This window comes from Sphingomonas panacisoli, from assembly GCF_007859635.1.
GTDB classification, from domain to species: Bacteria; Pseudomonadota; Alphaproteobacteria; order Sphingomonadales; family Sphingomonadaceae; genus Sphingomonas; species Sphingomonas panacisoli.
In genome coordinates this window covers 2,538,983-2,554,329 of sequence record NZ_CP042306.1, presented here as the reverse complement: position 1 = coordinate 2,554,329, position 15,347 = coordinate 2,538,983, and the positions used below count along the sequence as shown (strand labels likewise).

The following is a 15,347-nucleotide window of genomic DNA, read 5'->3' as shown; positions in this document are numbered from 1 at the left end:
ATGGATGGTGCCCAGGGACGGGATCGAACCGCCGACACTGCGATTTTCAGTCGCATGCTCTACCAACTGAGCTACCTGGGCATCGCGCGTGAACCGCGAAAGAGCGGGCCTCTTAGTCGCGGGTTTCGGGCATGTCCAGCGCTTCCGGGTCGGCTGGCGCGCCGGGGATCGCGTAGCCGTCGCCGAGCCAGTTGAGCAGGTCGCGGTCGTGGCAACGGCCGCTGCAGAACGGCTTGTGCGCCGGGGTGCTGGGCTGGCCGCATAGCGGGCAGGTCTGCTTGCTCATGCGAAGGAGATGGGGACGCCGGTGCTCCGCGACAATGCGGCGATCAGGTCGGGGCGGGCCTTGAGCCAAGCGATAACGCGGGGCGGGGCGGCGTGAAAGGGCGGCACCGGCTGCGGCGTGCGTTCGATCTGGCGGATAAGCGCCAATGCCTCGACGGCGACACGGTCGTCGCGGAGCAGTTCGGGGAGCGAGGCCCGAGGGCGAGGGCGGACGATCTGGAGGAAGCCGAACCCGTTGAGCGCGGTGCGTTCGAAGGGCTGCGGCAGAACCGCGTCGATCGTTTCGGCGACTGCGAGGCGTTCGGCCTTGCCGGTCACGGTCGGAAAGTCGATCCCGATCGACCCGCCGATATCGTGCCGCACGATCGCCTCTGCGGCGGCTGTCGCGGCCGCCACGGCGAGTGCGGGGACGGCGCCGGGACCATCGACGTCGAACAGGGTCATTGCCGGGGTCGGCGACAGGCGAAGGGCGCCGCCGGCGAAGGCGATCTCGCCGCTCAGCGCCTCGTCGAGCACTTCCGACCAGCCGGCTGCCTCGAGAGCGTCGGGCTCGTGTGGGCGGAGCGTTCGCACCGGCACGCCGCTAGCCTGACACCGGGCCAGCAGGTCGGGGCCATCCGCTACCTCGGCGTCGCTCGCGACAACCTTGGCCAGTTTGATCCGCCCAGGTTCGGGCAGCGCCTCGCGCACCACCTCGACTCGCAATCGCGCGCCCTCGGTCACGCCGGGCGGTACGCGGTCGATAACCGCGGCGCCGGCATCGCCTTCGACCCTCGATAGGCCCGCCGCGACACGCTCCACCAACCGTGCCTCGAACACCGAACCGACCCGCAAGCCGCCGGGTCGCTCGATCCGCGCCTGGACGATCCGGCCGCTCTCGACGAGCGCCGCGCGCGCCTCGCCGATGCCGGCTTCGTAGAGCCACTCAGCCAAGCGGCATGCCTGCCGCGCGCAGCAATCCGAGCGTCTCGAACACCGGCAGCCCGACGACGTTCGAATGGCTCCCCGCGAGATAGCGTACGAATGCTTCGGCACGGCCCTGGATCGCGTAGCCGCCTGCCTTGCCCATGCCTTCGCCGCTGGCGACGTACCAGTCGATCTCCGCCGGCGAGAGCGGCTTGAACCCGACGATCGTGTCGACCACGCGGACCTTCGCGCGGCCATCGCGCCCGACGACGCACACGCCCGAAAAAACGTGGTGCCGCCGCCCCGACAGCAATCCGAGCATCCGCCGCAGATCGGCCTCGTCCAGCGGCTTTTCGAGGATGCGCCGTCCGACCGCGACCGTGGTGTCGCCGGCCAGCACGATCTCCTCGGCGCCGCGCGCCACGGCCAGCGCCTTGGCCTCGGCGAGGCGGGCGACATAGGCGCGGGGGAGTTCACCCCTCAGCGGCGTCTCGTCGATGTCGGGCGCGGCGAAGCGCGCGGGCTCGACCCCGATCCGCGCGAGCAATTCGCGGCGGCGCGGGCTGGTGGAGGCGAGAACGAGGTTCATATTCTCGTCATGCCAGCGCACGCTGGCATCTCTAGCAGCGGATATAGTGCACGAGACCCCAGCTTTCGCTGGGGCGACGCCGTCATTACTGCGGCCTCGGCCCGTCGCGGCCCGGCATGAAGCGATAGGTGATGCGGCCCTTGGTCAGGTCGTAGGGCGTGAGTTCGACGAGCACTTCGTCGCCGACCAGCACGCGGATACGGTTCTTGCGCATCTTGCCGGCGGTGTGACCGAGGATCTCATGGTCGTTTTCCAGCCGGACGCGGAACATGGCGTTGGGCAGAAGCTCCACCACCTGGCCGCGCATTTCGAGAAGTTCTTCTTTTGCCAAACAAGCCTCTGGGTAAATCGTGGGAAATTCGGGATGGGCGCCCTTAGCGGAAAGCCGCGCGCCGCACAACGCCAGCGGACAGCTGGCGGTGAGACGGCGAAGGCCGGTCGGCGGGTCGGCGAAGCCGAACCCGTCCGACGACGCGGGATTCACTCCCGCGTCGGCCCACGCCAGGCAGGCAAAGTTGACACGAAGTTGACACTAACGCGCACGCCCGCGGGGAGAGCGGCGTGGTCGATCGAGTGGCCGGCGATATCAAAGAGCGCGGACGCTGTCAGGCGCCGGGACGCAGGATAGCATGAGGCTGGGGCTGTAGGAAAACCGACCAGAGTATGCGGCGCCCGGCGGTCCTGTTAGCCACCCAACTCCTTGATGCGTGCCAGAATTTGATCCTCGAGCTTATAGATATCGATCGGCGCCGTCACGGCGTGGCGGGTTTCGTCCTTGTCGGTGAAGGTGCCGACATAGCGCGTCGTCGGGCTGTTGAAATGCAACCGCGCCAGCGTCTTGCGATTGTTGTCGTCCAGCAGGATCGCGCAATAGGATTTTGAATCCCGGATCACCACGCGGCTGGGGTCGACGTGGCGCGCGGCGATCGCCTGGATGATGCGGAAGCCGGCGATTTCCTCTTCGCTGGTGATGACGCCATCGCCGATCGAGGGATCGTCCGATTGTCCCGCTTCGATCGGCTGCGGCGAGGGGTTCGCGACGTTGAGCGCCGATGTCAGCCGGTCGTTGACCTTGTCGCGGATCAGCGACGCGATCGACAAACCAAGAATGTTCGCGAGTTGCTCTCTGGCGGCCGCCGTGAGTCGGCCCTGCTGCACCCGCGATGCCATCAGCCGCACGAATTCTTCCGAAGGTTGCGCGAATTCGCGTTCCAGTTCGACGCGCAACAGCGATTGCAGTTTCAGCCGCCCGGCCTCGGCGATGATCTCGTCGATATTGAAGGACGATTTCTTGAACCGCTCCAATATGGGCGGATCGGTGCGCCGGATCGCGTCCATGTTGAAGATGAAGAACGGCTTGTCGTCCATCTTGTTGGGCTGATCGATATCCGAATAAAATTGATAGGTGACGCCGTTGGTCAGGACGGCGATCCGCACATCGGTCGTCGAGAAATACCGGAAGAGTTGCGAGGCGTGCTTGAGGTCGAGGTCCATCGACGACGGCTTGCACTCGATCAGCATGGTCAGCTTGCCATCGATCGCGATGGCGTAATCGACCTTTTCGCCCTTCTTGATCCCGACATCGGCGGTGAATTCGGGAATGATTTCGCCCGGATTGAAAACGTCGTAGCCCAGGGCCTGCAGCAGCGGCAGCACCAACGCCGTCTTTGCCGCTTCTTCGGTGAGCAGCAGCTCGCGATGCTGCGCCGTACGCTTCTCTAGTTCTACCAGCTTCGTCGCCAAATCCATGCCGCCACTCCAGGGTTTCCCCGGTAGAGTGCAGAGCACCTTGGCGATTACAAGCGACGCGCCCGGCTAGTGGACCCGAAATGGAGGAGGTTAGTCCTCGCTATCCTCGTCTTCGTCCCCGCCGCTCTCGAACCAAGCCTCCACCGGCCCGGTCAACTTCAGCGTCAGCGGGTTGCCATGCCGATCCACCTTCTTTCCCAGCGCGACGCGGACCCAGCCTTCGGAGATGCTGTATTCCTCGACGTCGCGGCGCTCGACGCCTTTGAAGCGGATGCCGATGCCGCGTTCGAGCAGGGGCTGGTCGAAATAGGGACTCGACGGGTTGGTCGACAGGCGATCGGGCGGGGAGTCTTTGGACTTGGTCATGGTGCGGCGCTCTGCCGCGCGGCGGGCCAAAAAGCAACGGCGCGGGAGTCGCCTCCCGCGCCGTCTGGTTGGGTCGCCACGTCGTCGGACGAAGCCGCGTTGCGGCATCGCCGCCCGACGTGGCGTCTCGGGATTAGCTTACGCTCATCCCGTGCGCCCGCTTAGTAACAGACGCGAACACGATAGGTCCCGCCATAATACGGGTCATACCGGCGCTCCATGCGGCAACGCTGCACATAGCGCTCGCGATAGTAATAATCGTTGTACCGCGGGTAATCGTTGTAGCGGTAATTGTCGTTGTAATAATAATCGTTGCGATAATAGCGATCGCGGTTGTTGTTCGACGCGATGGCCGCACCGATCGCCAGGCCGGCAACGCCGCCCAGAATCGCGGCACCCGTCGCGTCGCCGCGATCGTGATAGCGACGATAACGCTGCGCGTCCGCCGGCGCGGCAACGGTCAGCGCTGTGGCGGCGAGGGTGGCACCCAGCACCGACTTGGTCAGAAACTTGTTCATCTCGAACCTCCTTCTACAAAGAGCTCGCATTACGCATTGCGTATCAACGCGGAACTGTCCGAGCTTGTTGCAAGGTGTACGCGATTCGGTCTGAATGGCCCCTGAGACGGGCGTTCACTTAACGTTTAGGTAAGGAAGCATCGATGGCCTATTGGTTCCTGCGGTCGGAGCCCGAAGTTTACGGCTGGGACCATTTGGTGAAGGACAAGGTCACCGAGTGGGACGGCATCCGCAACTATACTGCGCGCAATTTCCTGAAGGACATGCAGGTCGGCGATCGGGCGATCCTCTATCATTCGAACACCGAGAAAGCGTGCGCGGGGGTGATGGAGATCACGCGCACGTGGCAGCCTGACGGCGAGAAGGGCGATTGGGCGAGCGTCCAGGTCAAGCCGGTCGCACCGCTCGAGCATCACGTCACGCTGGCGGAGATGAAGGCCGAGCCGCGCCTCGCCAAGATCGAAGTGCTGCGCCAGTCGCGACTGTCGGTGACACCGGTGCGCGACGACGAGTGGAAGGTGCTGATGGAGATGGCGAAGGGATGACCGGATCGCTCCACGTGCTGACCGGCAAGATCGCGGCGGGGAAATCGACACGCGCGCGTGCGCTGGTCGAGGAGGCCGGCGGGATGGTGCTGTCCGAGGACGCCTGGCTATCGACGCTGTATCCCGGCGAGATCGCTGACTTGGCGGATTACCGCCGGTCGAGCGAGCGGCTGCGCGCCGCGATCGCGCCGTTGATCGTCGAGATGGTGCGGCGCGGGCAGGCCGTGATCCTCGATTTTCCCGCCAACACAGTCGCGAGCCGGGCGTGGATGAAGGCGCTGGCCGACGATGCGGGCGTCACGGCGACGCTCCATTTCCTCGATCCGCCCGACGACGAATGCCGTGCGCGGATGCATGCGCGCAACGCGTCGGGCGAGCATCCGTATCACGTCGACGACGCGACCTTCGACCAGTTCACCGCGCATTTCGTCGCGCCGACCGATGTCGAAGGGTTCGCGATCATTCGCTACGGCTGACGGCTGCCCTTGCCGGTCTGCGGGAAGCCGTCCCCGGTCGCGGGGTCGCTGTCGTAATCCTCGCCCGGATTGCCGCCGCCCGCGCCCATGCCGCTGCCGTGAACTTCGCCGGTCTTCGGGTCGATCGACGCGCGGTGGCCCGCATCGGGCGGCAGATCCTTTTCGTCGGCGGGTCGGGTCATGGGCGATCTCCTTCTGCTTGGTGAAACGAGCGAAGGGTCGCGCGGTTTCGTGCGTTGAGCGCGATGGAGTAGATGTGACGGCGTGTTGATGGCGCAGGAGGCGGCCGCGCGGGAACCTGCGACGGCGAACGACGACGATGCCGTGATGGCGCGCATCGCCGGTCGGGATTCGCTGGCCTTTTCACGCGTGGTCGAGGCGCAAGTCGGGATGCTGCACCGGGTGGCGTATCGCATGCTGGGCGACGGCGCCGAGGCCGAGGACGTCGCGCAGGAGGCGTTGTTGCGGCTGTGGGCGTCTGCGGATCGATGGCGCACTGGCCAGGCTGGAATCGCGGCGTGGCTGACGCGGGTCGCGGTCAATCTGTGTCTCGATCGGCTGCGGCGGCGGCGTTTTTCGAGCGATGCCGAAGTGCCGGAGCGGGCGGACGAGACGCCGGGCGCGGACGAGGCGATGGATGAAGCGCGATTGCGCGCGGCGGCGCTGGCGGCGCTGGGCGACCTGACCGAGCGGCACCGCGCCGCGATCGTGCTGACTTATTACGAGGAGCTGCCCAATGCGGCGGCGGCCGAGGTGCTGGAGATGAAGCTGAAGGCGTTCGAATCACTGCTGTTGCGGGCGCGGGGCGCGATGCGGGCGGCGCTTGCCGAGCGCGGGCTGACCACGCTGACGGGGGAAGCGGCATGAGCGACTTCGGGCCCGCCGACCGTATTGCGCTCGACCGCGCCACCGTGCCCGCGATGCGCGCCGGGCTGGCGCGCGATATCGTCGCGGCAGCGAGTGCGGGCATCGCACCACCGCGGCGGAGCGCGCGCGGCGGCTGGCGGCGGCATGGGCGCGTGTTGCTGGGTGCCGGCGCGCTGGTCATCGCGAGCGCGACGGCGGCGGCGACCGGGTTGCTCGACAAGCTGCCGATCCGAATTCCTGGGATCACCCACATCGCCGAGCCGGCACCGAAGCCGAAACACGTCGTCCGCACCGAAAAGCCGCGCGCCGCGCCGGGCAAGGTCGTCTCGCTGGCCGACATCACGCCCGCCCCGGTGCCGCTGATCGACCCGACGCCGACCCCGCAGGAGCTGTGGCGCGAGCGCCGCGCCGCGCGGATCGCCGCCGGGCTGCCGGTCCAGCGCACGCTGGTGCAGCGCGCGATCGCCGCCAAGCTGCGCGGCTTGCCGCCCGACCAGCGCCAGGCCGCGATCGCCGAATGGCGCCGCGTCAAGGCGCTGCCGCCCGTCGAGCGCAAGATCGCCGTCGCCAAGATCAAGGCCGATTTCCTCGCCTCGCACCCCAGGATGGCGCAGCGCTACGAACAGCGGCTCGAAGCGCGCGCGGCCGCGGCGGCCGATGGACGCAAGCCGCCCGCCGCGCTGCCCCTCGCGCAACCGCAGCCTCAAGCGGCGTCGCGCCCGCCGAGCCCGCAGGAGCCAGGCCTCGATCCCGCTCAGCGCGCCGCCCGTCGCGACGCGATGCGGCAGTGGCGAATGGAGCGGCGTGCCTGGCGGCTGCAACGCCGCGAAGGGATCACGACTCCCCTGCGTTGAGACACGCGACGGTGCCGTGATCCCCGTAATTGCGTCGGCGCCGTCACCTTTCCCCGCTTGATCTCCGCGGCGCCTTGAACGAGGCGTTGCGCCGCACGTTTCGCTTAGCGGGAGAAGGCAATGCGAATTTTGGTCGGACTGTTGGCGCTGGTGCTGATCGGCGCCGGGCCGGCGGCACCCGCCGAACCGCCGGTGGTGCGCGTCAAGCTGACGACGCAGGCCGGCGTCATCACGCTGGCGATCGACGTGAAGCACGCGCCGCTCACCGCGCGCAATTTCCTGGCCTATGTCGATGACGGACGGCTCGACGGCGTGACCTTCTATCGCGCGTCGCGGCGCAAAGGCGCGCCGCAGCTCGGCTTTGTCCAGGGCGGGATCGACACCGACGCGCGGCGGCGGCTCGAGCCCGTTGCGCTGGAGCCGACCAGCAAGACCGGCCTTCGCCATGTCGACGGCGCGGTCTCGATGGCGCGGTACGAGGGCGTCAACACCGGCACCGCCAACTTCTCGCTGATGGTTGGCGCCTCGCCCAACATGGACGCGCGGCCGGGATCGCCGGGCTACGCCGTGTTCGGGCGGATCGTCGGCGGCATGGACGTGGTTAAGCGCATCCTGGCGATGCCGACCAACCCCGGCGGCGAGGGCGCGATGAAGGGTCAGATCCTGACGCGTCCGGTGACGATCCTGAAGGCGCAGCGGCTCGACGGCACACCGCATCCGACCGGGCGGGCGAAGGTTTGGCTGTTGTTCCAAGGACGGTAGGGCGCGACGCGGCAAAGCCGCGCGGTCGAACCTCGCGTTAGCGAGGTCGGCCGAGCCGCCTGAGTAGGCTGCACCGTAGCTCGCGCTACGGCGACGGTCAGGCGGCTTGCTTGGCGCGACTGGCCCGCTTCCGCTCGTGCGGATCCAGGTGCCGCTTGCGCAGCCGGATCTTGCTCGGCGTCACTTCGACCATTTCGTCGTCGTCGACATAGGCGATCGCCTGTTCGAGCGTCATCTTCTTCGGCGGGGAGAGGCGAACGGCGTCGTCCTTGCCGCCCGATGCGCGGAAGTTGGTCAGCTGCTTCGCCTTCATCGGGTTGACCTCGAGGTCTTCCGTCTTGGCGTTTTCGCCGATGATCATGCCTTCGTAGAGCGCTTCGCCATGGCCGACGAACAGGATGCCGCGATCCTCGAGCGGGCCGAGCGCGTAGCTGTTCGCTTCGCCCGAACCGTTGGAGATCAGCACGCCGTTCTTGCGGCCTTCGATCTGGCCTTTGTGCGGGCCGTATTTCTCGAACAGCCGGTTCATGATCCCGGTGCCGCGCGTGTCGGACAGGAATTCGCCGTGATAGCCGATCAGGCCGCGCGACGGGGCGGAGAAGGTGATGCGCGTCTTGCCGCCGCCCGAGGGGCGCATGTCGGTCATCTCGCCCTTGCGCTGGTTCATCTTGTCGACGACCGTGCCCGAATATTCGTCGTCCACGTCGATCACGACGGTTTCGTACGGCTCGGTCTTCTTGCCGTCCTCGTCCTCGCGGAACAGCACGCGCGGGCGGCTGATGCCGAGTTCGAAGCCTTCGCGGCGCATCGTTTCGATCAACACGCCGAGCTGGAGTTCGCCGCGGCCGGCGACTTCGAAGCTGTCCTTGTCGGCGCTTTCGGTCACCTTGATCGCGACATTCGATTCGGCTTCGCGCTCCAGACGATCGCGGATCATGCGCGACGTGACCTTGCTGCCCTCGCGGCCCGCCATCGGGCTGTCGTTGACGGCGAAGCGCATCGACAGCGTCGGGGGGTCGATCTTCTGCGCGTGGATCGCTTCGGTCACGGTCGGATCGGCGATCGTGTCGGCGACGGTCGCTACGGTCAGGCCGGCAAGGCTGATAATGTCGCCGGCGCGCGCTTCCTCGACGGGCACGCGCTCGAGCCCGCGGAACGACATCAGCTTGGACGCGCGGCCGGTCTCGATGATCTTGCCGTCGTCGTTCAGCGCGTGGATCGGCTGGTTGACCTTCACCACGCCCGACTGGACGCGACCGGTCAGCACGCGGCCGAGGAAATTGTCGCGGTCGAGCAATGTCACCAGGAAGCTGAACGGCGCGTCCTCGTCGAGGTTCGGCGGCGGCACGTGGTCGACGATCTTCTGGAACAGCGGCTTGAGCGTGCCTTCGCGCAGGCTGGGGTCTTCATTGGCGTAGCCGTTGCGGCCCGAGGCGTAGAGCACGGGGAAATCGAGCTGCTCGTCGGTCGCGTCGAGCGACACGAACAGGTCGAACACTTCGTCGAGCACTTCCTGGATGCGCTCGTCCGGGCGGTCGATCTTGTTGACGACGACGATCGGACGGAGGCCGAGCGCCAACGCCTTGCCGGTCACAAACTTGGTCTGCGGCATCGCGCCTTCGGACGAATCGACCAGCAGGACGACGCCATCGACCATCGACAGGATACGCTCGACCTCGCCGCCGAAATCGGCGTGGCCTGGCGTGTCGACGATGTTGATCCGGATGCCTTCCCAATCGATCGAGGTCGGCTTCGCCAGAATCGTGATGCCGCGTTCTTTTTCCAGGTCGTTCGAATCCATCGCGCGTTCTTCGACGCGCTGATTGTCGCGGAACGTGCCGGATTGGCGGAAAAGCTGGTCGACGAGCGTGGTCTTGCCGTGATCGACGTGGGCGATGATCGCCACGTTGCGAAGGTTCATGATCGGTCCTGATTGGAGCGCCCGAAGGCGGTTTCGCGCGGCCCTTAGCGCGTTTTGTGCAGTGCGGCTAGGGCTTCAGCGCGAAGCGGATCGCGTAGGCGACGACGCCCAGCGCCAGCACGCTCGCCGCCCAGATGCCGACGAACCAGGCCAGGCGCCTAATGGTCGTGGGCATGGTAGCCCTCGTCGCCGACCTTGCCGCGGAACACCCAATAGGCCCAGCCGGTATAGGCCAGGATCAGCGGTAGCAGGATCGACACGCCGACCAGCATGAAGGTCTGGCTCTTGGCCGGGCTGGCGGCTTGCCAGATCGAGACGCGGCCGGGGATGACGTCGGGCCAGATCGAGATGGCGAGACCGGCCATGCACAGGCCGAACAGCGTCAGCGTCCACAGGAACGGGCTGTGGTCCTTACCCTTGGCGATCGCGCGCCACAGGAGGAGCCCGACGATCGCCACCGTCAGCGGCATTTGCGCGGAGAACAGCACGCCGGGCCAGGCGAACCAGCGCTCGTAATATTTGCCTTCGAGGAACGGCGTCGCCAGGCTGACCGCGCCGATCGCGGCGAGCATGGCGGGGGTCAGCCACTTGGCGAACTTGCGGGCGTCGTCGTGGAGCGGGCCGTCGCTGCGCCAGATCAGCCAGCAGCTCCCGAGCAACGCATAGCCGATCATCAGCGCGACGCCGCAGAGCAGGCTGAACGGGGTCAGCCAGTCCCACCAGCCGCCCGCATAGCTGCGGCCTTCGACATGGATGCCCTGGAGCAACGCGCCGAGCGTGATGCCCTGCGCGAGCGTCGCCAGCACCGACCCGGCGCTGAACGCGAAGTCCCAGAACCCGCGATGCGCGGGGTCACGCCAGCGGAATTCGAACGCGACGCCGCGGAACACGAGGCCGAGCAGCATCGCGATCAGCGGGGTGTAGAGCGCGGGCAGGATGATCGCGTACGCCAGCGGAAACGCCGCCATCAGCCCGCCGCCGCCCATCACCAGCCACGTCTCGTTGCCGTCCCATACCGGCGCGATCGCGTTCATCGCCGTGTCGCGCTCGCCGCCAACCTTGAATCGCCCGAACAGGATGCCGATGCCGAGGTCGAACCCGTCCATCACGACGTAGAGCGCCACCGCGAGGCTGATGATCGCCGCCCAGACGACGGTCAGGTCGAAGCTGACGTTCATGCCTCGCCGCCCAGTTTCGCCGGCGCCGGGGTGATGCCCGCCGATCGGATCGGTCCTTCGCTGGGGTCACTCTCATTGTCGTGCGGCGGCTTGGCCATCAGGCGCAGTAGGTAGAGTGTCCCCGCCGCATAGACCGAGAAATACACGATAACGAACGCGATCAGCGAGCCCGTAACGCCGGGCGTCGCGATCGGGGAAACCGCGTCGGCGGTGCGGAGCAGGCCGTAGATTACCCAGGGCTGGCGTCCGACCTCGGTCGTCACCCAGCCGGCGATCACCGCGACGAACCCCGCCGGCCCCATGACGAGCGCGAAGCGGTGGAGCAGGCCGCGATCGTAGAGCTTGCCGCGCAGCCGTTGGACCAGGCTGAACGCGCCGAGCGCGATCATTAGCATCCCTAGCCCGACCATGACGCGGAACGACCAGAACACGATCACCACCGGCGGCCATTGGTCGCGGGGATAGTCCTTCAGCCCCTTGAGTGGCGCGTTCGGGTCGTGTTTGAGAATCAGCGACCCGGCTTTCGGAATCTCGATCTTGTAGTTCACGCGGCCGTCCGCGTTCGACGGGATACCGAACAGCACCAGCGGCGCGCCGTTCGGGCTCGGCTCGAAATCGCCCTCCATCGCCAGCACCTTGATCGGCTGATGCTCCAGCGTGTTGAGCCCGTGCTGGTCGCCCGCGAGCAACTGGATCGGCGCGACCAGCGTCGCCATCCACATCGCCATCGAAAACGCGATCCGCACTTGCGGCGTGTCGTGGCGCTTGATGATGTGCCACGCGCTGACCCCGCCGACGACCAGCGCGGTCGTCAAATACGCCGCGATTACCGTGTGGACGAGGCGATAGGGGAAGCTCGCGTTGAACACGATCGCCCACCAATCGGCGGGCACGAACTGGCCCTGTGCGTTCATCGCCCAGCCGCCCGGCGTCTGCATCCAGCTGTTGACCGAGATGATCCAGGTCGCCGAGATCAACGTGCCGGTCGCGACCATCAACGTCGCGACGAAATGCAGGCCCTTACCGACCTTGTTGGTCCCGAACAGCATCACGCCCAGAAACCCGGCTTCGAGGAAGAACGCGGTCAGCACTTCATACGCCATCAACGGCCCGATCACCGGCCCGGCCTTGTCGGAAAAGACCGACCAGTTGGTGCCGAACTGATACGACATGACGATGCCCGACACGACGCCCATCGCGAAGGCGATCGCGAAGATCTTAACCCAATAGCGGAAAAGGTCGAGGAACGCCTGGCGCCCGGTCCACAGCCACAACCCCTCCAACACCGCGAGATAGCTGGCGAGCCCGATCGAGAAGGCCGGGAAGATGAAATGGAACGAGATGGTGAAGGCGAATTGCGCGCGGGCGAGGATCAGGGCGGTCTCGGATGGCGACATGGCCAGCCGATAGGCCCATGCCGGGCGGATTGAAACCGCGATCCTTGCACCCCGACCTGCGCTTCATGCATTCCTGAGGCGCGAAAGGAATATCATGACCGAGCCGCTCAACATCGGAATCATCGTCGGCAGCGTACGCGAGAGGCGGATATCGCTGCCGATCGCAAACTGGGTGAAGCAGCAGATCGACCCGCGGCCCGAGTTCGATGCCGATCTGCTCGACTTGCTCGACTGGCAATTGCCGATGTTCGCCGAGCCGAACCCGCCCGCGACCGGCAAATATACTGGCGAGAAGCAGCGGGCATGGGCGGCGACGATCGGCCCGATGGACGGCTTCATCCTGGTCGCGCCCGAATATAATCACGGGATGAGCGCGGTGCTGAAGAACGCGCTCGACACCGTTGCGGCGGAGTGGGCGCGGAAGCCGGTCGCGTTCGTCGCCCATGGCGGGTTCGGCGGCGCGCGGTCGGTCGAGCAACTGCGCGAAGTGACCGCGGCGCTCGCGATGGCGCCGCTCAGCGGCGCGGTCCACCTGCAGGGCGCCCACAAGCTGCGCGAGGGTGATCGCTTCAAGGCTGGCGACGACGAGAACCGGCGGTTGGCCAAGCTGTTCGACGAACTTGACTGGTGGGGCAGAGCGCTCCGTGCGGCGCGAAACGCGTAATTCTTGCCATTACGGCTAAGCGTGTTATGTAAGCAACACACTTGAATGCGCGGGCGTTCGTGGCCAGAGTCGCGGACGACCCAGCGAAGAGGGACTAGAGCGATGGCGACGACGCCGACCGAGACGATCACTGCCGAACCCGATCTGGTGCTGACCCCGCCCGATCCCGTGCCCGTGGTGGCCACGACAAAGGCGGCGGGCTTGGTGCCGGTCGACGACAGCAAAAAGACCGAACTGGAAGCGCGGGTCGATGCGTTCATCGACGATCTGGTCGCGCAGGACGTCGACAGCCCCGAATTCGGCAAGCGCGTCGATGCGATCACCAGCATGGGCCAGAAGGAAATCCGAGAGGCGGCGGGCCAGTCCAATCGCTTCCTCGACCGCCCGGTGCGCGCGATGGACAAGGATCAGGGCGTCGGCGCCGATCTCGTCCAGCTGCGCCTGACGATCGAGAAGCTCGATCCCGCGAACAACGGCAAGTTCTTCGGCGGCGGGCGCGGGTTCCTCGACGCGATCTTCGGGACCAAGATTACCGGCTATTTCGACCAGTACAAATCGTCGCAGAACCACATCTCCGCGATCCTCAAGAGCCTCGCCTCGGGCAAGGACGAGCTCCTGATGGACAACGCCGCGATCGATACCGAGCGGTCCAATCTGTGGACGTCGATGGGCCGGCTGGAACAGATGATCCACCTGTCGAAGGTCATGGACCAGAAGCTGGAGGACAAGGCCAACGACCTCGACGCGACCGATCCCGCCAAGGCGAAGGCGCTCCGCGAAACCGCGTTGTTCTACGCCCGCCAGCGCACGCAGGACCTGCTGACGCAAATGGCGGTGACGGTGCAGGGCTATCTGGCGCTCGATCTGGTCAAGAAGAACAATGTCGAGCTGGTAAAGGGCGTCGATCGCGCATCGACCACCACGGTCGCCGCGTTGCGCACCGCGGTGACGGTCGCGCAGGCGCTGACCAACCAGAAACTGGTGCTCGAACAGATCACGCAACTCAACACGACGACGGCGAACATCATCGATTCGACCGGCAAGCTGCTGAAGTCGCAGACCGCGCAGATCCACGAGCAGGCGGCGGCGTCGACGATCCCGGTCGAGGTGCTCCAGCGCGCGTTCCAGAATATCTACGACACGATGGACGCGATCGACGTGTTCAAGCTGAAGGCGCTCGATAGCATGAAGACCACGGTCACGACGCTGTCGAACGAGGTCGAGAAGTCGAAGGGCTATATCGCCCGCGCCGAGGGCCAGGCCCAGGCGTCGCTCGAAGGCCCGCAGGCGGATACGTTCAAGCTGGAGGCGGTTGGCTAGGCGATGCGTGCGCCAGCACTACTCCTGTGCTCCTGCGAAAGCAGGAGCCCGGAGCCACAAGCGACGTCGCCCGTAACCCTAGGCTCCTGCTTTCGCAGGAGCACGGGAAGGTTTGCCCATGTCCAGCACTGACGATGCGATCGCCAAGGCCCGAGAAGTACTCGACCGCACCTCGATGAACTATGCCGTCGGCCCGCGACGTCAGGCGCGCGAGAGCGATGTTGGGAAGCGACTGACGCGCGCGGCGATCGCCGACTTGGCGATCATCGGTGCGGCGTTTTCGATCGGGCTGGTGTTCGGGCCGATCGGGATCATGGGGTTCTTCCTGATGATCGTCGCGATGCTGATCGCGACCGCGGTACTGCTCGCGACGCCGACCAGCCGGCCGGTGACGTACGAGCGGCTGCAGCGGACCGACCTCAAGGCGTTGCCGTCACAGACCGGGCGCTGGCTCGACGCGCAACGTCCGATGCTGCCCGCACCGGCGATCAGCGTGGTCGATGCGATCGGCGTGAAACTGAACGCGCTGGAGCCGCAACTCGCGACGCTGGACGACGACGCCCCGGCGGCGGCGGAAATCCGCAAGCTTGTGGGGGAGCAACTCCCCGAATTCATCAAGGGCTACGAACGCGTGCCGAGCGCGCTGCGCGGCGTCGAGCGCAACGGCAAGACGCCCGACCAGCAACTGATCGACGGCCTGAAGGTGATCGGCGGCCAGATCGACGAAATGGCCGGACAGTTGGCGCAGGGCGACCTCGACGCGCTGTCGACGCGCGGGCGGTATCTGGAGATCAAGTATCAGGGGGATACGGCGGGGGTTTGATTCCTATTCCTCCCAATCATCTTTCGTTTTTGACCAAGGTTGGCCGACGGCAGTTCGCGTAGCCGACCATCCAGGCGGCAGGTCGGCAATTTCATCTAAATCGGCATGGTGGCCGACAACTTCGGAC

General features: G+C 66.2%; 20 protein-coding genes and 1 tRNA gene. 8 read left to right on the top strand and 13 right to left on the bottom strand.

The annotated features are described in order from the left end of the window. Window positions 1-5 precede the first annotated feature (5 nt). The 8 genes from FPZ24_RS12790 to FPZ24_RS12755 all read right to left on the bottom strand — a co-directional run bounded on the left by FPZ24_RS12790 (window position 6) and on the right by FPZ24_RS12755 (window position 4,413). Window positions 6-81 (bottom strand) — tRNA-Phe (locus tag FPZ24_RS12790). A gap of 31 nt (window positions 82-112) precedes the next feature. Further along, on the bottom strand, window positions 113-286 hold the full coding sequence (yacG, locus tag FPZ24_RS12785; protein ID WP_146572572.1) for a DNA gyrase inhibitor YacG: 174 nt from the start codon (window positions 284-286) through the stop codon (window positions 113-115). Then, the gene (locus FPZ24_RS12780; RefSeq protein WP_146572570.1) at window positions 283-1,218 is read right to left on the bottom strand and encodes a ribonuclease; all 936 of its coding nucleotides are present in this window, start codon (window positions 1,216-1,218) and stop codon (window positions 283-285) included. The genes yacG and FPZ24_RS12780 overlap by 4 nt, the downstream gene beginning before the upstream one ends. Beyond that, window positions 1,211-1,780, bottom strand: coding sequence for a Maf family protein (locus tag FPZ24_RS12775; protein WP_146574512.1), 570 nt, complete (start codon window positions 1,778-1,780; stop codon window positions 1,211-1,213). The genes FPZ24_RS12780 and FPZ24_RS12775 overlap by 8 nt, the downstream gene beginning before the upstream one ends. An 85-nt stretch (window positions 1,781-1,865) precedes the next feature. Beyond that, window positions 1,866-2,111, bottom strand: a complete 246-nt coding sequence (gene infA / locus FPZ24_RS12770; RefSeq protein WP_146574510.1) for a translation initiation factor IF-1 — start codon at window positions 2,109-2,111, stop codon at window positions 1,866-1,868. A 353-nt stretch (window positions 2,112-2,464) separates the two neighbouring features. Next, window positions 2,465-3,529: a type I restriction endonuclease gene (locus FPZ24_RS12765; protein ID WP_146572568.1), complete on the bottom strand. Its 1,065-nt coding sequence runs from the start codon at window positions 3,527-3,529 to the stop codon at window positions 2,465-2,467. Between the two features lie 90 nt (window positions 3,530-3,619). Then, entirely contained in the window at window positions 3,620-3,895 is a 276-nt protein-coding gene (locus tag FPZ24_RS12760) for a DUF3297 family protein (protein ID WP_146572567.1), read from the bottom strand. A gap of 161 nt (window positions 3,896-4,056) precedes the next feature. After that, window positions 4,057-4,413, bottom strand: coding sequence for a hypothetical protein (locus FPZ24_RS12755; RefSeq protein WP_146572565.1), 357 nt, complete (start codon window positions 4,411-4,413; stop codon window positions 4,057-4,059). A gap of 143 nt (window positions 4,414-4,556) precedes the next feature. On the opposite strand from FPZ24_RS12755, the gene FPZ24_RS12750 reads away from it, so the two are divergent. Both FPZ24_RS12750 and FPZ24_RS12745 read left to right on the top strand, forming a co-directional pair. Continuing rightward, on the top strand, window positions 4,557-4,958 hold the full coding sequence (locus FPZ24_RS12750; protein ID WP_146572563.1) for an EVE domain-containing protein: 402 nt from the start codon (window positions 4,557-4,559) through the stop codon (window positions 4,956-4,958). Then, window positions 4,955-5,434 carry a P-loop nucleotide/nucleoside kinase family protein gene (locus FPZ24_RS12745; RefSeq protein WP_146572560.1) on the top strand — a complete coding sequence of 160 codons (480 nt, stop codon included), beginning with the start codon at window positions 4,955-4,957 and terminating at the stop codon, window positions 5,432-5,434. The genes FPZ24_RS12750 and FPZ24_RS12745 overlap by 4 nt, the downstream gene beginning before the upstream one ends. Here FPZ24_RS12745 and FPZ24_RS12740 read toward each other — a convergent pair. Further along, a complete protein-coding gene (locus FPZ24_RS12740; protein ID WP_146572558.1) occupies window positions 5,425-5,616 on the bottom strand; it encodes a hypothetical protein in 192 nt (63 codons plus the stop codon). The two genes, FPZ24_RS12745 and FPZ24_RS12740, sit on opposite strands and share 10 nt — an antisense overlap. 88 nt (window positions 5,617-5,704) lie before the next feature. On the opposite strand from FPZ24_RS12740, the gene FPZ24_RS12735 reads away from it, so the two are divergent. From FPZ24_RS12735 to FPZ24_RS12720, 3 genes are all read left to right on the top strand, one after another. Then, complete coding sequence (locus FPZ24_RS12735; protein ID WP_186729217.1) at window positions 5,705-6,301, top strand: sigma-70 family RNA polymerase sigma factor; 597 nt, start codon at window positions 5,705-5,707, stop codon at window positions 6,299-6,301. Continuing rightward, window positions 6,298-7,155 carry a hypothetical protein gene (locus FPZ24_RS17255; protein ID WP_186728835.1) on the top strand — a complete coding sequence of 286 codons (858 nt, stop codon included), beginning with the start codon at window positions 6,298-6,300 and terminating at the stop codon, window positions 7,153-7,155. Before FPZ24_RS12735 ends, FPZ24_RS17255 begins: the two co-directional genes overlap by 4 nt. A gap of 120 nt (window positions 7,156-7,275) precedes the next feature. After that, complete coding sequence (locus FPZ24_RS12720) at window positions 7,276-7,917, top strand: peptidylprolyl isomerase (RefSeq protein ID WP_186728833.1); 642 nt, start codon at window positions 7,276-7,278, stop codon at window positions 7,915-7,917. A 97-nt stretch (window positions 7,918-8,014) separates the two neighbouring features. Here the strand turns inward: FPZ24_RS12720 and typA are convergent, their stop codons facing one another. The 4 genes from typA to FPZ24_RS12700 form a co-directional block, all read right to left on the bottom strand. Further along, window positions 8,015-9,838 (bottom strand): translational GTPase TypA, encoded by a 1,824-nt coding sequence (gene typA / locus FPZ24_RS12715; protein ID WP_146572554.1) that lies wholly within the window; start codon window positions 9,836-9,838, stop codon window positions 8,015-8,017. Between the two features lie 67 nt (window positions 9,839-9,905). Continuing rightward, complete coding sequence (locus FPZ24_RS12710) at window positions 9,906-10,013, bottom strand: DUF2474 domain-containing protein (RefSeq protein ID WP_146572552.1); 108 nt, start codon at window positions 10,011-10,013, stop codon at window positions 9,906-9,908. Next, window positions 9,997-11,016 carry a cytochrome d ubiquinol oxidase subunit II gene (gene cydB, locus FPZ24_RS12705; RefSeq protein ID WP_146572550.1) on the bottom strand — a complete coding sequence of 340 codons (1,020 nt, stop codon included), beginning with the start codon at window positions 11,014-11,016 and terminating at the stop codon, window positions 9,997-9,999. Before cydB ends, FPZ24_RS12710 begins: the two co-directional genes overlap by 17 nt. Continuing rightward, the gene (locus tag FPZ24_RS12700) at window positions 11,013-12,413 is read right to left on the bottom strand and encodes a cytochrome ubiquinol oxidase subunit I (protein ID WP_146572548.1); all 1,401 of its coding nucleotides are present in this window, start codon (window positions 12,411-12,413) and stop codon (window positions 11,013-11,015) included. The genes cydB and FPZ24_RS12700 overlap by 4 nt, the downstream gene beginning before the upstream one ends. 94 nt (window positions 12,414-12,507) lie before the next feature. On the opposite strand from FPZ24_RS12700, the gene FPZ24_RS12695 reads away from it, so the two are divergent. From FPZ24_RS12695 to FPZ24_RS12685, 3 genes are all read left to right on the top strand, one after another. Further along, window positions 12,508-13,077 carry an NADPH-dependent FMN reductase gene (locus FPZ24_RS12695; protein WP_146572546.1) on the top strand — a complete coding sequence of 190 codons (570 nt, stop codon included), beginning with the start codon at window positions 12,508-12,510 and terminating at the stop codon, window positions 13,075-13,077. 102 nt (window positions 13,078-13,179) lie between these two features. Next, complete coding sequence (locus FPZ24_RS12690) at window positions 13,180-14,397, top strand: toxic anion resistance protein (RefSeq protein ID WP_146572544.1); 1,218 nt, start codon at window positions 13,180-13,182, stop codon at window positions 14,395-14,397. 118 nt (window positions 14,398-14,515) lie between these two features. Then, window positions 14,516-15,220: a hypothetical protein gene (locus FPZ24_RS12685; RefSeq protein ID WP_146572542.1), complete on the top strand. Its 705-nt coding sequence runs from the start codon at window positions 14,516-14,518 to the stop codon at window positions 15,218-15,220. Window positions 15,221-15,347 lie beyond the last annotated feature (127 nt).